Origin of the sequence: Novosphingobium olei (genome assembly GCF_037076535.1) — a bacterium.
Taxonomy (GTDB): domain Bacteria; phylum Pseudomonadota; class Alphaproteobacteria; order Sphingomonadales; family Sphingomonadaceae; genus Novosphingobium; species Novosphingobium olei.
In genome coordinates this window covers 1,149,965-1,167,386 of the sequence record NZ_AP029021.1, presented here as the reverse complement: position 1 = coordinate 1,167,386, position 17,422 = coordinate 1,149,965, and the positions used below count along the sequence as shown (strand labels likewise).

Here is a 17,422-nt window from a genome sequence, read left to right as displayed (position 1 = left end):
ATTGTCCGACGCGCTGGCGGGCGGCTGAGCGATGGCCGCGCTCACAGCACCGGCCACGCACTGGACACCGCTTTGCCGGCTCGCGCGATGATGCCATCGGCCGCTGCCTCGATGTCGGAATAGAGCCGTTCTTCGTCGATCGTCGTCATGCGATATCCATCCACCAGCCGCTTCCCATCCACCCACACCGAATGCACGCCACGCCCGTCTGCCGACCACACCAGCTGGTTGACCGGATTGAGCAACGGCACCCATTCGGGCCGGTCGCGGTCGTGCGCTACGAAATCCGCCTTCTTGCCCACGGCCAGGCTGCCGATCCGATCACTCAGCCCCGCACCGGCCGCGCCGTTGATCGTCCCCGCCTCGAGCACCGAAGTCGCCGGGAACAGCGATGCGTCGCGCCGGGCATCCTTGTGCAGCCCGGCCATCAGGTACATCGCGCGCATCATGTCCTGCGCATTGGCGTTGTTGGCGCCATCGGTGCCGAGCTGGATCGCCACGCCCGCCGCGTGCATTTCGGGAAACTTGCCCGCGCTGGAGGCACCATAAGCCCCCTTGATCGCGGTCATCGGACAATGCGTCACCCTCGTGCCGGTCCGTGCAAGCGTCGCCACTTCGGCATCGTCGAGGTGGATCGCGTGGGTCAGCGAGACGTGATCGCCAAGAACGCCGATCGCTTCGAGATGCTCGATCGCGCGCCGTCCTGTGGTTTCGAGATAGAATTGCGGGTCGGCTGGATCGGGGCTCATGTGCGCGGTCACGCCCAGCCCATGGTCAAGCGCCAGCGCACTCGCCGCGCGCCACAGCTCGTCGGTGGCGGTGTTGTGCCCCACAAGGCAGGCCCAGCCCGCCAGCAGCGCATCGTCGCGCGCAGGAAAGCGCGCGATCTGGTCTTCCAGCCTGCCGATGGCGGCGGCGGTCAACTGCGCCTGGTCTTCGGCCGGATCAAACGCGCGGTCCTGCACCCATTGCCCGATCCGCCCTCGGATTCCGACCTGCTCCAGCGCGGCGACAACGCCCGGAAGGTCGATGATCGTGCCCGCCTCGACGAAGCAGGTCGTGCCCGAGCGCAACATCTCGACCGCGGCAAGCTGCGCCGACAGCGCCTCTTCCGCCGGGTTCTGCGCCATGTATGTGGGGATCAGCCAGTCGAACACGTTGGTTCGCCAGTCGGTGTCGTCGGGCACGTAGCCGCGCGTGATCGGTTCGCCGGTTATGTGGACGTGGCAATTGACGAACCCGGGGGTGAGCACGAACCGTCGCCCGTCGATCGTCTCGCGCGCCACCACCGCGCGCTCCACTACGTCGCTCGGGCCCACGGCCACGATGCGATCGCCCGCAATGGCAAGGCCGCCATCGCGATAGATGCGCCGCTCGTCGTCCATCGTGACGATCCACGCGTTGCGGATCAGCAGATCGGCGCGGACCGGGCCCAAGCCATCGGGGGACGATGCGGTTGGCTCGTGCATTTCAGCCGCCCCAAGCCGCAACCACGGCATCGGTCGTGGTCAGTAGCGAACAGTGCAGCCACAACGCCTTCAGCGTATTGAGCTGCAATTCATCGTCGAACGTGGCGCAGGCGTCGGACACCACGAACGTGTGGTAGTTGTGGTGGAAGGCATCGCGCGTGGTCGAATCGACGCAGCAGTCGGTGCTGATCCCGGTGACCACCAGCGTGTCTATGCCGCGTGCGCGCAGCTGCATGTCGAAGTCGGTGCCGTGGAAGCTCGAATAGGCGAGCTTGGATATCTCGATGTCGCCGGGCTGCGGCGCGACGCGGTAATAGTCCTCACCACCGCTGCCGATCCGGCAGATGGCTTCGTGCCCCGGCGTGCCGCGCCGTTCCATCCAGGTCTTGAGCGCCTGAGAATCGCTTTCGGGCCGGGTCATCACCCGCATGAAGGCGACCGTCGCTCCCGCCTTGCGGGCCGCGTCGATCAGCGTCTCGATGCGGTCGACCGCGACTTCACAGCCGCTCATGTCCATCCCGCTACGCCCCAGGACGCCTTCGGGCGAAGCAAAGTCTACCTGGATATCGACCACGACGAGCGCGGTCCGCGAAGGTGCGATCATGTCGCCCGGTGCCAGCTCGTGCGGCAGGGCCTGCATCACGGCAGCCTCAGACATGCGCCGCCTCCCTGATCTTGCCGGGGAAACGCTGGCGCAGCACGGGGAGGATCTCCTTCGCGAAGATCGGCAGCATCGTCAGGTATTCGGGGAAGATCACCATCAGCCCGTCGAGCTCGGTCTTCTCGAAGATCTCGGTCAGCTTCTCGAGGATCGTCGTCGGAGAGCCCGCGACATGCGGCGCCATCAGCGCCGAGCGCGCCTTGCGGGTGAAGTCGTTCTCCTTCCCGATCTCGCTGTCGAGGAAGCCATAGGCCCGCAGCATCCCGTGCAGGGCACCTTCGTCGAGCCCGTCTCGGTAGCTTTCGACCATCGCTTCGGCTTCGGCGTCGGTGTCGGCGATCACCAGGATCATCATCGAATAGGCACGGATCGCATGCCCCAGTTCGAGCGCCCCAGCCTTGGCCTTGGCGGAATTGGCGATCAGTTCGTCAAGATCGTTCCCGGCAAGGAACAGCGCGTCCATTTCCTCGGCGGTAAAGCGCACGCCCGCCTTCGACGTACCGGCACAAACCAGGAAAGGCCGCGTCGATGGCTTGGGGAACGACTGGCAATCGTCGAGCGTGAAATACTTGCCATGGGCGGTCACGCTGTCCTGCGTCCACAACGCCTTGATGCCCTGGATCCACTCCGTCGCAAGGACGTAGCGCTCATCGTGATCGACGCCTTCGGGCCAGGCGCCCATCTGCGCGAACTCGCCCTTGTAGGCCCCGGTCACGACGTTGAGCCCGGCGCGACCGTGGCTGATCTGATCGAGCGTGGCGATCATCTTGGCCGTCACCGCCGGGTTCTGCAGCAGGGTGTGCACGGTCGCCCAGACTTTGACGCGGGTCGTCGCCTGCGCCAGGCCCGCCATCATCAGCGGGCTGTCGAGCGACGATTTCCAGTGCTCGATCTCCCCGCCGTATCCGCGGAACTTGGCCATCGCCATGATGAAGTCGAGCCCTCCCGCATCGGCGATCTTCGCCACCTCAAGGTTGTAGTCATACGACCCGTCGAGCCGGGGCGAATTCTTCGAGATGATCCAGCCGCCGTTGGCCATGGGCATGAAGATGCCGATGTCGCGGCCACCGGTATCGGATGGCAGGCCGAAATCGGCGCGTTGGGGAATGCTTTCCGTCATTGTCTTGTCCGTGCTCGCGAGGGGCTGGATGGGATCTTCACCACGGTATGCGCGGCGACCACTTCCTTCTTGTCATGCTGCGCACACAAGTTTGCGCAGCGCGATGAATCGTTCACTGGCCCCAAATCCATGCGCGCAGTGCAAAGACCGCAGCCGCGCCCGCGCCCTAGCGTAATGCCGCAAGTAACGGGGGTAAACGATGGCGCATGTCACAGACCTGCCCCAATGGGCCGTGGATCGCGGCCGGGCGATGAACGACGTGCAGGCGCTCGATTGCGCCCGCACAGCGCTGGTCGTGATCGACATGCAGCGCGTCTTCATGGAGCCGGGCGAAGTCTTCGCCAATCCGCACGCGATGGACATCATGCCGGCGGTCAACCGCCTGGCTGCCGCGTTCCGCGCTGCCGGATGCCCGGTGATTTGGACGCGGCAGACAGTCGACGATGCGCCTCCGCTGGCCATGCCCGATTGGCAGTACGACCTGTCGTTGCCAGCCGTTGCAGAGGCTGTCGCCGTGATGCGGGCAGGAACCTCGTCGCACGGTCTGCATCCGGGCATGGACGTGGCGGACGCCGATCCGGTGATCGACAAATACCGCTACAGCGCCTTCATGTGCCCGGCCGGCGCCTTGCAGCAGGCGCTGGATCGGCTGGAGGCGCAATGCATCGTCATCGCCGGAACGCTGACCAACTGTTGCTGCGACAGCACCGCGCGCGATGGCAACATGCTGGGCTACCGCGCGATCATGGTTGCCGATGCCTGCGCCGCGCCGACCGATGCGGAACACAACGCCGCGCTGATGCTGGCGCGCCTGAATTTTGCCGACGTCAAGACCGTGGCCGAACTGGAGGAACTCCTGTCCCACGCAGAACAAGGGGCCTCGCAATGCTAAACTGGTTTGTCACAGGGGTAAGCTCGGGCCTGGGCCGTGCGATTGCCAAGGCGGCGCTTGCGGGCGGCGATCAGGTGATCGGCACGGTGCGCTGCCAGGCCGACGCCGAAGCCTTCACCGCGCTCGCCCCCGGTCGCGCCCACGCCATGAAGCTCGACGTTACTGATGAGGCGGCGGTTGGCGTCGTCTGGCGCACGGCCGAGCAGCTTTTCGGTCCGATGGACTACCTCGTGAACAATGCCGGGCGCGGATTTACTGGCGCGATCGAGGAAACCAGCCTCGACGATGCGCGCGCCCTGTTCGAGGTCAACCTGTTCGGCCCGATGGCGCTGATCAAGGCCGCGCTGCCTTCCTTCCGCGCCCGCAGAAGCGGCCATATCGTCAACGTGACCTCGGTCAGCGGCTTGGCCGCTTGGCATGGCACGGCGCTTTATGGCGCAACCAAGTTTGCGCTCGAATGCCTTGGCCGGACGCTGGCGCAAGAAGTCGCGCCTTTGGGGATCAAGGTCACCAACGTCGCGCCGGGGGGGCTGCGCACCGCGTTTTCCGCCGAAAGGCTCGCCGGAGCCGAGCCGACCATTGCCGACTACGCAGAGACCGCCCACCTCGCCCGCGCCACACTCCAAGGCCACTTGGGCGCAGAACCCGGCGATCCCGATCGCGCCGCTGCCGCGATCCTCTCGGCGCTGGCCGCACCCGAGCCGCCCCTGCTTCTCCTGCTGGGCGATGACGCGCTGAAGTATGCCACTGCCGAGTTCGCCATGCTCGAAGGCGAGATCGCGCGCTGGCAGGACCTGACCCTGGCCATAGCGGCAGAGCCGGCCGCCGTGGCTGCGGAGTAAAGTCATCCACCCTTGCGGGCGGGCGGCACCCGTGCCGTCCGCCCGTCTTTTTCAGTTCGAGAACAGCGCCTTGCGGATAACGGCGTGCACACCCCAGTTGCCGTTGGCGACCTGGCTGATGCCGAAGTCCACGCCCACCGACAGCAGCGAGATTGCCTCGTCCTCGCTCAAGTTCCGCATCGTCATAAGGAACCGCCGCGCCTTGCGGAAGCAGTCGCGCATCGCGCTGTCGATGGAGGAGCGCTTGTAGACCTCGCTCTGCGCCTTCGACCCCAGATCGCGAAGGTAATCGGGATTGGAAAAGCCCAGGATCACCCATTCGGTGGCGGTCTCGATCATCGGATAATCAAGCTCGCGGATGTAGGGCTGCGATGCCTTGGCGGGGTGCAGGATCACCTGGATCACCGCCGTCATCGAACATTCGATCGCGGTGCCGCACAGCTCGGAGTCGCCCTGGCTCGCATGCGGATCGCCCAGCGAAAGCAGCCCGCCAGGCACCGACACCGGCAGGAACACGCTCGCCCCCGGCCCCAGCCGCCAGTTGTCGATATTGCCGCCGAAATTGGCGGGCGGAACCGAATCGACCAGATCGGCATGCGCCGGCGCAAGCGCGACAACGCCGAAATGCGGGCGCACCGGAATTTCGATGTCGCGCAGCACGTTGAAGTTCTTCTCGATCGTCTCTGGATCGACCGGCACGCCGGGGTAATCGTACATCGGGTGGATCACTCCCGATGGGTCCTTCTGCGGCGTCCAGCGATAGTTGTAGACCGCATGCGCCACCGCCTGGCCGTGGCCCTTTTCGACCTCGTAGATCGTCACGACCTCGCGCTGCTTCGGCTCGGTCAGCAGGTCGGAATAATGGAAGCCCCAGTAAGCCGACACGTTGCTGCCGAACGCACGGCCAAGATAGCGCGGATTACGGCTGGGCCGCGGATCGATGTCGAGGATGCGCACCTGCACCACGTCGCCCGGTTCGGCACCGGCGATATGGATCGGTCCGGTGCAGATATGCACGCCGAAGCCTTCACCGGGCCCCCGGCCAACCACCGAGGCATCAAGCGGCCCCGCCCCGCGCCGGTCCACCACCTTGCCCTCGGCGGTCCAGCGATAGATCGCCTCGGCGGCGGCATCGCCCTCGATCATGCGCTCGGCATCGTCGTTGGCGTGGTGGGTCAGTGTTTCGATAGTGACATAGTCACCTGACCGGACGTTGAGCGCAGGCTTCAGGTTCCGGCTGAAATAGCCCCAGTGGATCGTGTCGGGCCGCACCGGCAGCATGTGGTGGCGCACGCCCGGCCCTTCGTCGACCTGCACATCCTCGACCGCGTCGCCCGCCTCTAACGATAGCGCGGGGCCATCGTCGCGCTCTTCCCCTGGATTTTCGCCGCCGGTATCGCGCGCGTTCTCGCGCCGCACGCTGGGGCGGCCGCGCCGGGGATTGAGCGCATTTTCATCGGGTAGCGCACCAACCTTGCGATATTCGCGCGGGCTCATCCCGTACTGTTCGCGGAACGCCCGGCTGAACGAGGCCGAATCGTTGAAACCCCACTGGAACAGGATTTCCGAGATCGACCTTTGCGCATGGAGCGGACTGCCAAGGTCCAGCCGGCAACGTTCCAGCCGGCGCACCTTGACGAACTGGCTGAAGCTTTCGCCCGCGCTTTCGAACAGCTTCTGCAGATAGCGCGGCGAGATGCGGTGCTCGGTCGCGATCTGGTGGATCGACAGGTTGGGATCGGACAGCCGCATCTCTATCGACTGGAACACGCGTTCAAGGATTGCAGCGCGCGCGCCGGCCGCGCCGCCCAGTTCCTTGACCGGCGCCTTGTCGAGCAGCGTCGCGGCGATGAATTCGGGCAGCGCCAGTTCCACTGGGCGAATCTGATCGTCGGACACGTCGACGATGGTATCCGCCACGGAACGCAGCAGCGCCGAGAGCATGCGCCCGATGGCCTCGTCCGCGATCAGATTGCTGATCTGCGATGGCAGTGCCGAGCGGGAGCGCAGCGCGGGCAAGGCATGCGGCACCTTGACCAGCAGAAGGCGATGGTCTGCCGGAAGGTCAATCTCGGTCCGGCTGTTGCCCCCGCCATAGACCATGTCGCCTTCAGCAAGGTCCATCGTCACCGCGCCCTGCCGTGCGGTCAGTTTCCCTTCCAGCAGCAGGACGATCCAGAAACATGGTGCCTCCTGCGCGAAATCGATCGCCAGGCGCTGCGCGGTGCCGGTAATGCGGCAGAAATGGATGCCCTGCCCGCTGGTGAAGCTGACCAGTTCGCCATAGACGTCCTCGGCCACCTCGACGAGTTCGAGCGAAACGCGGCGCAGCGAAAAGCGCCAGGCGTCCTGCCGTTGCTCGCGGGGGTAGGCATTGGTGGTAAACCGCAAGGGTCTTGTCCCTCATCCGATGGCGCGACCGCGTCAGCCCGTTCGGGCTTCGCTTATTGTGCAATGCAGCATACGCCGCGCGACGCGGTCGGCAACACCGCGATTTGTCGTATTGCGATCCGTCCGGATACGAGACAGGTCCGGCGTCACGCCGCCCGGACCGCACCCCGCTTCTTGCCGGTCAGCCGGTCGTAGGTTTCGCGATAGCGGTGCACCAGCCACTTATTGAACTGCCCTTGCGCGCCTTCCTGCCAGGAATAGCGACCGCGCGGGGCAAACCGCGATCGCAGACCCACCTGCACCAGTTCGTCGACATGCAGGTCCTGCGCGATGATATGGCCAGAGGCGCGGACGTTCATGTCGAGCTTGTGATCGAACGCCGGGTCAGCCATCGCGCCGGGCGCGAACAGGAAGCCGGTGTCCATTTCCAGCGTCTCTGGCCCCGTTGGGCGCAGGATCAGGTAGATCACCATGTCGCTCATCATGACGAGACTGAGCGTCGGCGGGATGTTGGCGAAGGTCATCCGCATGCGCGCTTCGTCGGAAAGGCCGGGGAACACCGGCAACACAGCCCGCTGCGTGGCGTTGAAGCTCGCATCCATGTGCAGCGTGCCGTTGAAGCGCAGGAAGCCTGCATCGGCGGGATCGGCGTCGGGAAACTCGGCAAGGCCCGAGGGCACGAAATCGTGCAGCGGCCCGTGGTGCAGGCGGCTGGCGTGGTATCCGTCGTTGTTGTTTTCGAACATCACCTTCCAGTTCCACGGCAACGTCGGCGCGGGATCCGGGCGCGGCCCTTCCGCGCTGGCAAGGTCATATCCCGCGATCGCGTCGGCAACAGCCGTCAGCCGGGGTGTCAACGGCGCGGCATCGGCATCGAAGTTGATGAAGATGAAACCGTTCCACAGCTCCACCTTGAAGTTTGGCAGCCCGAACTGCGCGCGGTCGAAGTTGCAGGTCTTGTTCATCGCCGGCGCCGCGACCAGTCTGCCATCCAGCGCGTAGCTCCAGTGGTGGTAAGGGCACAGGAAGCCGCGCGCGTTGCCGCTGCCTTCGGCCACCAGCATTGCACGGTGCTGACATACTGCCGACATCGCGCGGATTTCGCCTTCCTGGGTCCGCGCCACGATGATCGGTTCGCCGATGATCTGCGTGGTGAAGAAGTCGCCCGCGTTGGCAACCCAATCGGCCCGGCCGACGCAAAGCCATTCGTGATTGTAGAGCGCTTCCTGCTCGAAAGCGTAGAAATCGGCGTCGGTGTAGCATTCGCTCGGCAGGGTTTCCGCATCGGCCAGGTCGACGGCCGAACTTTCGAGCGAGCGGATTAAACTGTCGGACGGAAGGCGCACGCGAAGTCTCCTGAAATCAGTTGCCGTTCGGGATCGTCCTTCCGCTCTAGATCGCCGGCTCGGGTCCGGTCTTGCGTGTCAGGGCACGGATTCTTGAAATCCCTGCCCTGACGCGAAGCTGCACTTGTATGCGCCGGGGGCCACGGTGTCGCCGCCCTATTCGCGGGTGTAGTCGGCGGGCACCTGCGGATCGGGCCCGGCCTTGCCCCACAGCACGATCTCGTTGCCCCACGGATCGCAGAAGGCGTGGTTGTAGCCGTTGAACGTCTGCCAGTAATGGTTGCGCCACAGCGTCACCGCCCCGCGCTCCTCTGCCGCCGCAAGGATACGCTCGGCGCTGTCGCCATCGCCGATCAGGATCCAGATGCGCGGGGCGCGGCCCCCGCTTGAAAGCGTGCGCGGTTCGACGCCGGCGCTGTCGGGGTGAGGACGGGCATTGGCGGCATCGAAGATGCCGAGGTGCAGGTTGCCGATCTGGCTTTCGCTGCCATCGGGATTGAGGAACTGCCCGCCCGGCACCATGCGGTGGTAGACGCCCGTGGGCTTCTCATCGTTCTGCCAGCCGAACACTTCGGCATAGAATCTGGCGGCGGCGGCGGGATCGTCGCTGGGCAGATCGACGAAGATCAGGGTGTTGGGCGTGGACATCGCGGCGCTTTGCTCCGTTGCGATTGCTGGGTTTCGCCTTGTGCCGGACCGGCCTGCCGGCCGGCTTGGCAGCGCGCGCCTCGATTGTTGATTGCACGTCCATCGCGGACGCATCGTTCGCACCTGCAAAATCTATGGGCGCACCCGAACAAGACCGAAGAGGGGCTCACGACCGACAAGGACAGCCGTTTACCGCTCACCACCAACGAGGCACAGAGGCATGGGTCTGGTCTGTTCACACGGCAAGGAACACGGCACGCACGCACCGGGCGCGCTGCATCATCTCAAGGCGACACCGCAAACCGTGCACTGGGGCTACTTCTCGCCCGACCTTGCCCCCGCGCTGACGGTCAAGTCGGGCGACCTGATCATGGCCGAGGCGATCACCCACCATGCCGGGGACGCGCCCGAACTGATGTTCGACGAAGGTGTCGAGCGCATCTTCCGCGAAATCGACCCGACCACGCGCGCGCCCGGCGTGCACATCATGACCGGGCCAATCTACGTGGAAGGCGCGGAACCGGGCGACATGCTTGAAGTGCGTTACCTGCAGATGACGCCGCGCAACAACTACGGGTCGAATCTCGCCGCCAACTGGGGACACCTCTACCAGGAATTCGGCGAAAAGGAGCGGGTAACGATCTACGAGCTGGACCCGGTCGCCAACACCGCACACGCGCTCTATGCCTATGACTTTCCCGGCAAGTACCTGGTGCCGGGCACGATCACCAACTGCCCGGTGTGCGATCGTCAGCCGGCGCTGCCCGGCATCACCATCCCGGCACGCCCGCACCTCGGCACCGCCGGCGTGGCCCCTGCGGTGAACGAGCCCGTCAGCACCATTCCCCCCGGCCTGCACGGCGGCAACATCGACAACTGGCGCATCGGCGCGGGCGCGACGATGTACTACAAGTGCCAGGTCGCGGGCGGACTGTTCTCGATCGGCGATCCCCACGTCAGCCAGGGTGATGGCGAAATTTCCGGCACCGCGATCGAATCCTCGCTCAACTGCCTGTTCCAGATCGTGCTGCGCAAGGACTTCGATTTCCCCTCGCCGCTGCTGGAAACCCCGCAGAACTGGATCGTTCACGGCTTCGGTGAAGATCTCGACGCGGCCATGAAGAATGCTTCGATGGACATGCTCCACCTGCTCCACGAACATCAGGGGCTCAGCAAGGACGATGCCTATTCGCTGATGAGCGTGGCGACGGACTTTGGCGTGACCCAGGTGGTCGATGGCACGCTGGGTGTCCACGCCCGGATCGAGCGCCGCCTGTTCCCGCAGAAGGGCACGGTCACGGATATAAGCTAACCGGCGGCGGCGCCTCGTCAGGACCGGACGAGCGCCGCCTCCACTTCGGCGCGGGTTGGCATCGAAGCCGCCGCGCCGACCCGCTGCACGGACAGCGACGCCGCGATGCAGGCAAGCTGCAGCGCTTGCGCCATGCCCGCCCCTTCCGACAGGCGCGCCGCCAGAACACCGCAGAACGTATCGCCGGCACCGGTCGTATCGACCACAGCGACCTTCGGTGCGGCAATCCGCAGCGTTTCGCCGGGACCGCAGGCGAGCACGCCCTCGCCACCCAGCGTAACCACCACCCATTGCCGATCCCGCGCCATCAACCGGCGCGCCGCCGCCTCCACCGCGTCGTCGCCCTCGGGCACATCGCCGCCGGTGAAGAAGGCAAGCTCGGTTTCGTTGAGCACCACCACATCAGCCAGCGCGATCAGCGCCGCCCCATCGGCATTGGCCGGCGCCGGATTGAACAGCGTGCAAGCGCCGGCATCGCGCGCCATGGCAAGGAAGCGGGCAACTTCAGACGCCGGCACCTCGGCCTGCGCCACCGCGACGGCACGATCGGCACAGGACGGAAAAGCCAGCGGCGCCCTCGCCTCACCGTTCGCGCCCGTGACGATCACGATCTGGTTCTCGCCCTCGTCAGAGACGAACACGTGGGCGAGGCCAGTCGGCCCTGCGACCTGCACGATCGCGCTGCTATCAACGCCCGCCGCCGTCAATCCGGCGAGCATGGCCGCGCCGTGCGCATCATCGCCGACCGCGCCGATCAGCAGAGTCGGAGCGCCGTGCAATGCGCTGGCGGTCGCCTGGTTGGCACCCTTTCCGCCGGGCAGCAGCTCCAGCCCATAGGCCGCAACCGTTTCGCCCGCCAACGGCAGGCGCGGCACGCGCATCACCAGATCGCGGTTGATCGATCCGAACACCACAACCGTCATGCGAGCACAACCGCCGCGCGGCCATTTGCGCCTTCGTCCGGCGCCGCATCGCTTGCGCCATCGAACGCATCGGGGTGCGGCATCAGCGTCAACAGGGCGATCCCGAAAACCAGCGCCACGACGATCGCCAGCGCCGCGATGGTGTAGGAACCCGAACGGTCGAAACTCACGTCCATCAGCGCGGGCGTGGCGCCTTGCGTGAATGCGACCACCGCATAGAATGTCCCGATGATCGTGCCGTAATGCTTCAGCCCGAAATAGCGCGACACGAAGTAGGACAGCGCGCCGTAATCCGCGCCCATGCCGATCCCCAGCAACACGCCCGCCGTCATGATCTGGCCAGTGCCGTGCCCGAACTGCAACAAGAGCAGGCCGGCAATGGCGCTCGCGTACATCGGGACAACGATGCGTGGTGTGCGCAGCGCATCGAGCAGCGCGCCCGTCACCACCTGCCAGCCGGCGCAGACCAGCGCGAACACGGCCAGCACGCCAGTCGCTTCACCCAGCGAAACGCCGTGGTCGGTAAGCATCGGCACGACGTGGGTGAACACCGCGGTCATTCCGCCTGCGCCGGCCGCCACCGCCAGCAGCATCAGCCAGAAGACGCGCGTTTGGGCAGCTTCGCGCAAGCTCATTCCTTCGACCGCGGGCGCCGCGACTTCGGGCGACGGCGCCACGACTGGCGCATCGCGCAGCCACAGCAGCATGACCGGCGCGCCCAGCGCCGCGACGAGAAGGCCGATCAACACATAGCTTTCGCGCCAGCCATAGGCGGCAAGGAAGATTCCTGCGAGCACCGGCATCAGCGTTGCGCCCACCCCATTGCCCACCCCGGCGGTTACGCCCAGCATAAGTCCTCGCCGCGCGTCGAACCAGCTCGACACGACCTTGCACAGCATGCCCGTGCTGGCGAGCGTGCCGAACACCCCGACCAACGCAAAGCGCAGGTAGAAATCGGTGATCGTCCCGCTCGCCTGCGAAAGCAGCGCGATCGAACCGGCCAGCCCCAGGTTGCCGATCAGCAGCGGCCAGCGTGATCCGAAGCGGTCCATCGCCTTCCCGATCAGCGGATAAGTCACCGCGCTGATGATCGAGATCATCCCCAGTACGCCGGAAACCGCGGCGCGCGGCCAGTGGAATTCTTCGGCGATGGGCACCAGAAACACGCCGATCGTTGCCGATATCGCGGCGGTGATGCACACCATGTTCGCAACGGTGGCGGCCACCGCCACCTGCGCGGCGGACCGCGCATAAGATGCCTTGCTCATCGGCGGCTTTCCTTGGGTGATACCTTGCTGATTGGTCGAATAGACCCCAGCCGGGCCGCGCTGAAAAGCACCTGCGCGCACCCTTTTAGCCTGCAGCAAGAACAAGGGCGTGCACCGTCAAGTCGCCGCATGGCAACGCGGCTCGCGCTGTGCAAGTTTGCTTGCGCGGCGGATCAAGACGGCAGGCGGGCTAGCGCCTAGCCGCAGGACGTGCGGACGGATCCGCCGCCACCTTGTTGCAGACGGAGTGCCCGCCAAGATGACCACCAGGATGCCGACCCTGTTCCTGCCCCACGGCGGTGGCCCCTGCTTCTTCATGGACTGGACTGCAATGGGCGGCCCGGCCGATGCTTGGGACCGCACCGCAGCGTTCCTGCGCGGACTGATCGCCTCGCTGCCCGAACGGCCCAAGGCCATCGTCGTGATCTCGGGACACTGGGAGGAAGATGCGTTCACCGCCTCCACCGCCGCGCAGCCGGAGATGATCTTCGATTACTACGGCTTCCCGCCGCATACTTACGAACTCAGCTTCCCGGCTCCCGGCGCGCCCGCACTGGCCGAGCGCATCGTCGAATTGCTGGGCGCCGCCGGACTGCCCGCGCGCACCGATGCGACGCGCGGATTCGATCACGGGGTTTTCGTCCCTTTCCTGCTGATCACGCCCGCAGCCGACATCCCGGTCGTGCCCCTCTCGCTCAAGCGCGATCTTTCGCCTGAAGAGCACTTGCGCGCTGGTGCCGCGCTTGCCCCCTTGCGCGATGAAGGCGTGCTCATCGTCGGTTCGGGCATGAGCTTCCACAACATGCGCGCGTTCTTCTCGCCCGCCGCCACCCAGCCCTCGGCCGTCTTCGATGCCTGGCTGACCGAAGCCGTCACGGCCGAACCGGACGCGCGCTGGGCCGCCTTGGCGCACTGGGCCGAAGCGCCCGCCGGCCGCCAGTCCCATCCGCGCGAAGAACATCTGATCCCGCTGATGGTCGCCGCCGGCGCGGCGCGGGACGAACCCGGAAGCCGCCCTTTTACCGACAACGTGATGATGGCCGATATTTCGGCCTTCCGCTTCGGCTGAGGGTCGGCGCACTGGACATGATCCACGTCGATACCCTGATTGCGGGCGCCACGCTGGTAACGATGGACCAAACCCGGCGCGTCATCGCCGATGGCGCCATTGCCATGATCGGCGACCGCATCGTCGCAGTGGGCAAGCGCGCCGAGATCGAGCCGCAGTGCATCGCCCGCGAACGGATCGACGGACGCCGCTTCGTGGCGACGCCGGGCTTCATCAACGGCCACGTCCACCTGACCGAAACGCTGATCAAGGGCTTCATCCCCGAACACCTGCCCTTCGACGAAGGGCTGAACCGCTGGGTGATCCCGCTTTATCAGGGGCATACGCCCGAAGAACAGGCGATCGCCGCGCGCCTTGCCGTCCTCTCGATGCTGCGCACCGGCACGACGACCTTCCTCGAAGCCGGCACGCTGATCGCCTTCGATGCGGTGGCCGAAGCCGTGGCCGACACCGGCATGCGCGGGCGCATCGGCCGCTGGACGATGGACCGCGCATTCGCCCCCGATCAGGATCAGACCGCGCTGACCGATGACGCCATCGCCGCACTGGAACGCGATCTCGCCGCGCATCCAGACGACGGGCGGCTGATCGCGGCCTGGCCGCTGCTCGTCGGCCATAACACCAACACCGCGCCGCTGTGGCAGGCGGCGACCGCCCTCGCCCGCCAGAACGGCCTTGGCATTTGCGCGCACATGGCCCCGGCGCAGGACGATCCGGACTGGTATCTGGCGACGTTCGGCAAGCGCCCGGTCGAATGGCTTGCCGAGATCGGCGTGCTGGGCCCACACCTCTCGCTCGTCCACATGGTCCATGTCGATCAAGCCGAAGTCGAGCTGCTGGCGCAGAGCGGAACCCATGTGGTCCACTGCCCCGCCGCCGCGCTCAAGGGCGGCTATGGCGCAACATCCTGCGGCCTTTTCCCTGAAATGGCGGCGGCCGGCGTCAATTTCCTGCTCGGCACAGACGGCGGCGATACGCACGATCTGATGCGCGCCGGCACCGCCATCGCTGGGCTGTTCAAGGACGCCCGGCGCGATACCGCGCTGTTCCCCGCCGAAGCCGCGCTCGAAATGCTGACCGTCAACGCAGCCCGCGCGATGGGCCTTGCCGGCAGCATCGGCAGCCTTGCGCCAGGCCACAAGGCCGACATCGTCCTCCACGATACCAATCGGCCCGAATGGCGCCCGCTGCACAATCCGGTGGCGCAGCTCGTCTGGTCGGCTGATGGGCGCGGGGTGCATAGCGTGTGGGTCGATGGCCGTCGCGTAATCGATAACTACCGCTGCACCACGATCGATGAAGATCGCCTGCTGGCCGAAGCGCAGTCGGCCGCCGAAGGCGTGATCGCCCGCTCCGGCCTGCCCCGGCAGTCGGCTTGGCCAATAAGCTGACCGTTCACCCGATCCCTCTTCACGGAACCGCCCTTTCAGGAAACCGCAATGTCCTACAACACCATCACCGTCAGCAACCTTACCCCCACGATCGGCGGCGAGGTTTCCGGGATCGACCTCACCGCGCCGCTCCCGGCGGAACAGGTCGAGGAACTGCACGCCGCCATGGCCGACCGCCTGGTGCTGTTCTTCCGTGACCAGAAGATCGGGCACGAGGATCACATCCGCTTTGCCAACCTGTTCGGCGGCGTGCACATCGCCCCCAGCACCAAGCCCTGGCAGGTGCCCGGCCACCCCGAAGTGACGATCATCCACGCCGACGCGGACAGCAAGTTCGTCGCGGGCGAAGACTGGCATTCGGACATGAGCTGCGACGAACACCCGCCGATGGGCTCGGTGCTCTACATGCACACGATCCCGCCGGTCGGCGGCGACACCGTGTTTTCGAACATGTACGCCGCCTACGATGCGCTTTCGCCCGGCATGAAGGCCTATCTCGACGGACTGACGGCCGTGCACGATTCGGCGGTCGGCTTCGGCGGCATCACGCCCGAAGGCATGAAGCTGCCGCGCCACAGCCACCCGGTGATCCGCACCCACCCCGTCACCGGGCGCAAGTGCATCTACGTCAATCGCGGCTTCACCACGCAGATCGAGGACGTGCCCGCGGTCGAAAGCCGCGCGATCCTGTCGTTCCTGTTCGAACACGTGCAGCACCCGCAGTTCCAGTGCCGCTTCCGCTGGCAGCCGCACTCGATCGCCTTCTGGGACAACCGCTGCGCCCAGCATTCGGCGATCTGGGACTATTTCCCGCAAACGCGTTCGGGCTTCCGCGTGCAGATCCTCGGCGAAAAGCCGGCGTGAGGGCGCCCCTCCCAACCACGCCCGCACAACTGCCGTCAGACCAATACCGGCACCGCGAACGTGCGGTGTTCATCGCCTGCTCGCTTGCACTGTTCTTCGGGCAGGGCGTGGTCTTCGCAGGGCTTGGCGTGGCGTTGCAGGCAATGGCGGCGGAAGGGGGATGGAGCGCGGGCGAGGCCGGGGCTGCGTTTACCGCGATGATCGTTGCGGCCTGCATCGCCGCGACATTGCCGGTCTGGTCGATCGGCCGGTTCGGCGGTCGCAGGACAATGACCGCAGGCGCACTGCTGATGGCGACGGGGTTCCTCGTCGCGGCGCGGGCCGAGACACCGGCCCTGGCCTGCCTCGCCACGGCGCTCGCCGGGGGCGGCTTTTCGCTGCTCGCCAACACGCCAGCGTTCACGATGATCTCGGGCTGGTCGGGCGATCGCGCCGGCCCGCGCTTCGGACTTTACCTGACCGCCGGAGCGCTCGGCAACGCCGTCGGTCCCATCGCGGCGCAAGCGGCCACCGCCGCGCTCGGCTGGCGCGGCTACTGGTACGGCACGGCGGCGCTCGCCCTGCTGCTCGCCGCCATCCTGCACAGCCTGCTGCGCGAACCGCCCGCGCCCCCCGCCAACGCAGACGCCCCGCGGCAACCGCTGCGCGCGCTGCACAGCTACGCCTATGGCGTGATGGCCTGCGCCATGATCCTGACCCAGAGCGCGCTGATGACGGTGTTCAGCGCGGCGCCGGGGCACCTGTCCACGGCCGGTTGGGCTGCCGGCGCCAGCGCTGCGGCGTTGGGCGCGCAGGGTCTGTTCGGCGCTGCCGCCACCGCGATCGGCGGTTTCCTCCTCGCCCGCACCGGCACCCGCGCGATGCTGATCGCTGCCCTCGCCGCGCAGGCGGTCGGTCTTGCTGCCCTTGCCTTGGCCACGCGGCCGGCCGTGACGCTGCTTTTCGTCCCCGCCTTCGGCCTCGGGACCGCGCTGGTGACGCTCGCGGTCACCGTCATGCTGGTCGAACACTTCGGCCGCCGCGCAGGGACCGCAGGTCTTGCTCTGATCTGGACGCTCGCTGGCGCGGCCTCGGCCGGGCCGTGGGCCGCAAGTCTGATCGCCGATGCGACCGGCAGCTACGCCCCGGCGTTGTGGGCGCTTGCCGCATCGCTCCTGCCGCTCGCCGGTGCATCCGCGCTGATCCGCCGGCCGGCGGACCCGAGCGCGGACGCGATCGTCTGAAAG

The 17,422-nt window shown here is 66.4% G+C and carries 15 protein-coding genes; 7 read left to right on the top strand and 8 right to left on the bottom strand.

The features are described 5' to 3' along the window. Positions 1-41: 41 nt before the first annotated feature. The 3 genes from AACH40_RS05540 to AACH40_RS05530 are packed head-to-tail and all read right to left on the bottom strand — an operon-like array spanning position 42 to position 3,250. Complete coding sequence (locus AACH40_RS05540; protein ID WP_338644577.1) at positions 42-1,469, bottom strand: amidohydrolase family protein; 1,428 nt, start codon at positions 1,467-1,469, stop codon at positions 42-44. A 1-nt stretch (position 1,470) separates the two neighbouring features. Beyond that, positions 1,471-2,127, bottom strand: a complete 657-nt coding sequence (locus tag AACH40_RS05535) for a cysteine hydrolase family protein (protein WP_240959443.1) — start codon at positions 2,125-2,127, stop codon at positions 1,471-1,473. Beyond that, the gene (locus tag AACH40_RS05530) at positions 2,120-3,250 is read right to left on the bottom strand and encodes an LLM class flavin-dependent oxidoreductase (protein WP_338644574.1); all 1,131 of its coding nucleotides are present in this window, start codon (positions 3,248-3,250) and stop codon (positions 2,120-2,122) included. The genes AACH40_RS05535 and AACH40_RS05530 overlap by 8 nt, the downstream gene beginning before the upstream one ends. Positions 3,251-3,449: 199 nt before the next feature. On the opposite strand from AACH40_RS05530, the gene AACH40_RS05525 reads away from it, so the two are divergent. Together AACH40_RS05525 and AACH40_RS05520 are read left to right on the top strand one after the other, a co-directional pair. Beyond that, positions 3,450-4,142, top strand: coding sequence for a cysteine hydrolase (locus tag AACH40_RS05525; RefSeq protein WP_338644572.1), 693 nt, complete (start codon positions 3,450-3,452; stop codon positions 4,140-4,142). Then, complete coding sequence (locus AACH40_RS05520) at positions 4,136-4,984, top strand: oxidoreductase (RefSeq protein WP_338644570.1); 849 nt, start codon at positions 4,136-4,138, stop codon at positions 4,982-4,984. The genes AACH40_RS05525 and AACH40_RS05520 overlap by 7 nt, the downstream gene beginning before the upstream one ends. Before the next feature lie 51 nt (positions 4,985-5,035). On the opposite strand, the gene AACH40_RS05515 is transcribed toward AACH40_RS05520, so the two are convergent. From AACH40_RS05515 to AACH40_RS05505, 3 genes are all read right to left on the bottom strand, one after another. Beyond that, a complete protein-coding gene (locus AACH40_RS05515) occupies positions 5,036-7,375 on the bottom strand; it encodes an acetamidase/formamidase family protein (RefSeq protein WP_169492643.1) in 2,340 nt (779 codons plus the stop codon). A gap of 146 nt (positions 7,376-7,521) precedes the next feature. Next, positions 7,522-8,721, bottom strand: coding sequence for an aromatic ring-hydroxylating oxygenase subunit alpha (locus AACH40_RS05510; RefSeq protein ID WP_338644568.1), 1,200 nt, complete (start codon positions 8,719-8,721; stop codon positions 7,522-7,524). A 156-nt stretch (positions 8,722-8,877) separates the two neighbouring features. Beyond that, positions 8,878-9,369 carry a VOC family protein gene (locus tag AACH40_RS05505; RefSeq protein ID WP_338644566.1) on the bottom strand — a complete coding sequence of 164 codons (492 nt, stop codon included), beginning with the start codon at positions 9,367-9,369 and terminating at the stop codon, positions 8,878-8,880. Positions 9,370-9,589: 220 nt separating this feature from the next. Here AACH40_RS05505 and AACH40_RS05500 point away from each other — a divergent pair, with 220 nt between their 5' ends. Next, complete coding sequence (locus AACH40_RS05500) at positions 9,590-10,681, top strand: acetamidase/formamidase family protein (protein WP_169492640.1); 1,092 nt, start codon at positions 9,590-9,592, stop codon at positions 10,679-10,681. Positions 10,682-10,698: 17 nt separating this feature from the next. Here the strand turns inward: AACH40_RS05500 and AACH40_RS05495 are convergent, their stop codons facing one another. Together AACH40_RS05495 and AACH40_RS05490 are read right to left on the bottom strand one after the other, a co-directional pair. Beyond that, on the bottom strand, positions 10,699-11,604 hold the full coding sequence (locus tag AACH40_RS05495; RefSeq protein WP_338644563.1) for a ribokinase: 906 nt from the start codon (positions 11,602-11,604) through the stop codon (positions 10,699-10,701). Continuing rightward, positions 11,601-12,872: an MFS transporter gene (locus AACH40_RS05490; protein ID WP_338644561.1), complete on the bottom strand. Its 1,272-nt coding sequence runs from the start codon at positions 12,870-12,872 to the stop codon at positions 11,601-11,603. Before AACH40_RS05490 ends, AACH40_RS05495 begins: the two co-directional genes overlap by 4 nt. Positions 12,873-13,131: 259 nt before the next feature. Here AACH40_RS05490 and AACH40_RS05485 point away from each other — a divergent pair, with 259 nt between their 5' ends. From AACH40_RS05485 to AACH40_RS05470, 4 genes are read left to right on the top strand one after another with little or no spacing between them, the layout of a single operon-like run. Next, positions 13,132-13,941, top strand: a complete 810-nt coding sequence (locus AACH40_RS05485; RefSeq protein WP_338644559.1) for a class III extradiol ring-cleavage dioxygenase — start codon at positions 13,132-13,134, stop codon at positions 13,939-13,941. Positions 13,942-13,958: 17 nt separating this feature from the next. Further along, positions 13,959-15,332, top strand: a complete 1,374-nt coding sequence (locus AACH40_RS05480) for an amidohydrolase family protein (RefSeq protein WP_338644557.1) — start codon at positions 13,959-13,961, stop codon at positions 15,330-15,332. Positions 15,333-15,380: 48 nt separating this feature from the next. Next, positions 15,381-16,196: a TauD/TfdA dioxygenase family protein gene (locus AACH40_RS05475; RefSeq protein ID WP_338644555.1), complete on the top strand. Its 816-nt coding sequence runs from the start codon at positions 15,381-15,383 to the stop codon at positions 16,194-16,196. After that, the gene (locus AACH40_RS05470) at positions 16,193-17,419 is read left to right on the top strand and encodes an MFS transporter (protein ID WP_338644553.1); all 1,227 of its coding nucleotides are present in this window, start codon (positions 16,193-16,195) and stop codon (positions 17,417-17,419) included. Before AACH40_RS05475 ends, AACH40_RS05470 begins: the two co-directional genes overlap by 4 nt. The last annotated feature ends 3 nt before the right edge of the window (positions 17,420-17,422 follow it).

What these genes read in the sequence shown, in the direction of transcription:
- AACH40_RS05540 (WP_338644577.1), bottom strand. Translation starts at nt 1,469, where the DNA reads ATGCACGAGCCAACCGCATCGTCCCCCGATGGCTTGGGCCCGGTCCGC.
- AACH40_RS05535 (WP_240959443.1), bottom strand. Translation starts at nt 2,127, where the DNA reads ATGTCTGAGGCTGCCGTGATGCAGGCCCTGCCGCACGAGCTGGCACCG.
- AACH40_RS05530 (WP_338644574.1), bottom strand. Translation starts at nt 3,250, where the DNA reads ATGACGGAAAGCATTCCCCAACGCGCCGATTTCGGCCTGCCATCCGAT.
- AACH40_RS05525 (WP_338644572.1), top strand. Translation starts at nt 3,450, where the DNA reads ATGGCGCATGTCACAGACCTGCCCCAATGGGCCGTGGATCGCGGCCGG.
- AACH40_RS05520 (WP_338644570.1), top strand. Translation starts at nt 4,136, where the DNA reads ATGCTAAACTGGTTTGTCACAGGGGTAAGCTCGGGCCTGGGCCGTGCG.
- AACH40_RS05505 (WP_338644566.1), bottom strand. Translation starts at nt 9,369, where the DNA reads ATGTCCACGCCCAACACCCTGATCTTCGTCGATCTGCCCAGCGACGAT.
- AACH40_RS05500 (WP_169492640.1), top strand. Translation starts at nt 9,590, where the DNA reads ATGGGTCTGGTCTGTTCACACGGCAAGGAACACGGCACGCACGCACCG.
- AACH40_RS05495 (WP_338644563.1), bottom strand. Translation starts at nt 11,604, where the DNA reads ATGACGGTTGTGGTGTTCGGATCGATCAACCGCGATCTGGTGATGCGC.
- AACH40_RS05490 (WP_338644561.1), bottom strand. Translation starts at nt 12,872, where the DNA reads ATGAGCAAGGCATCTTATGCGCGGTCCGCCGCGCAGGTGGCGGTGGCC.
- AACH40_RS05485 (WP_338644559.1), top strand. Translation starts at nt 13,132, where the DNA reads ATGACCACCAGGATGCCGACCCTGTTCCTGCCCCACGGCGGTGGCCCC.
- AACH40_RS05480 (WP_338644557.1), top strand. Translation starts at nt 13,959, where the DNA reads ATGATCCACGTCGATACCCTGATTGCGGGCGCCACGCTGGTAACGATG.
- AACH40_RS05475 (WP_338644555.1), top strand. Translation starts at nt 15,381, where the DNA reads ATGTCCTACAACACCATCACCGTCAGCAACCTTACCCCCACGATCGGC.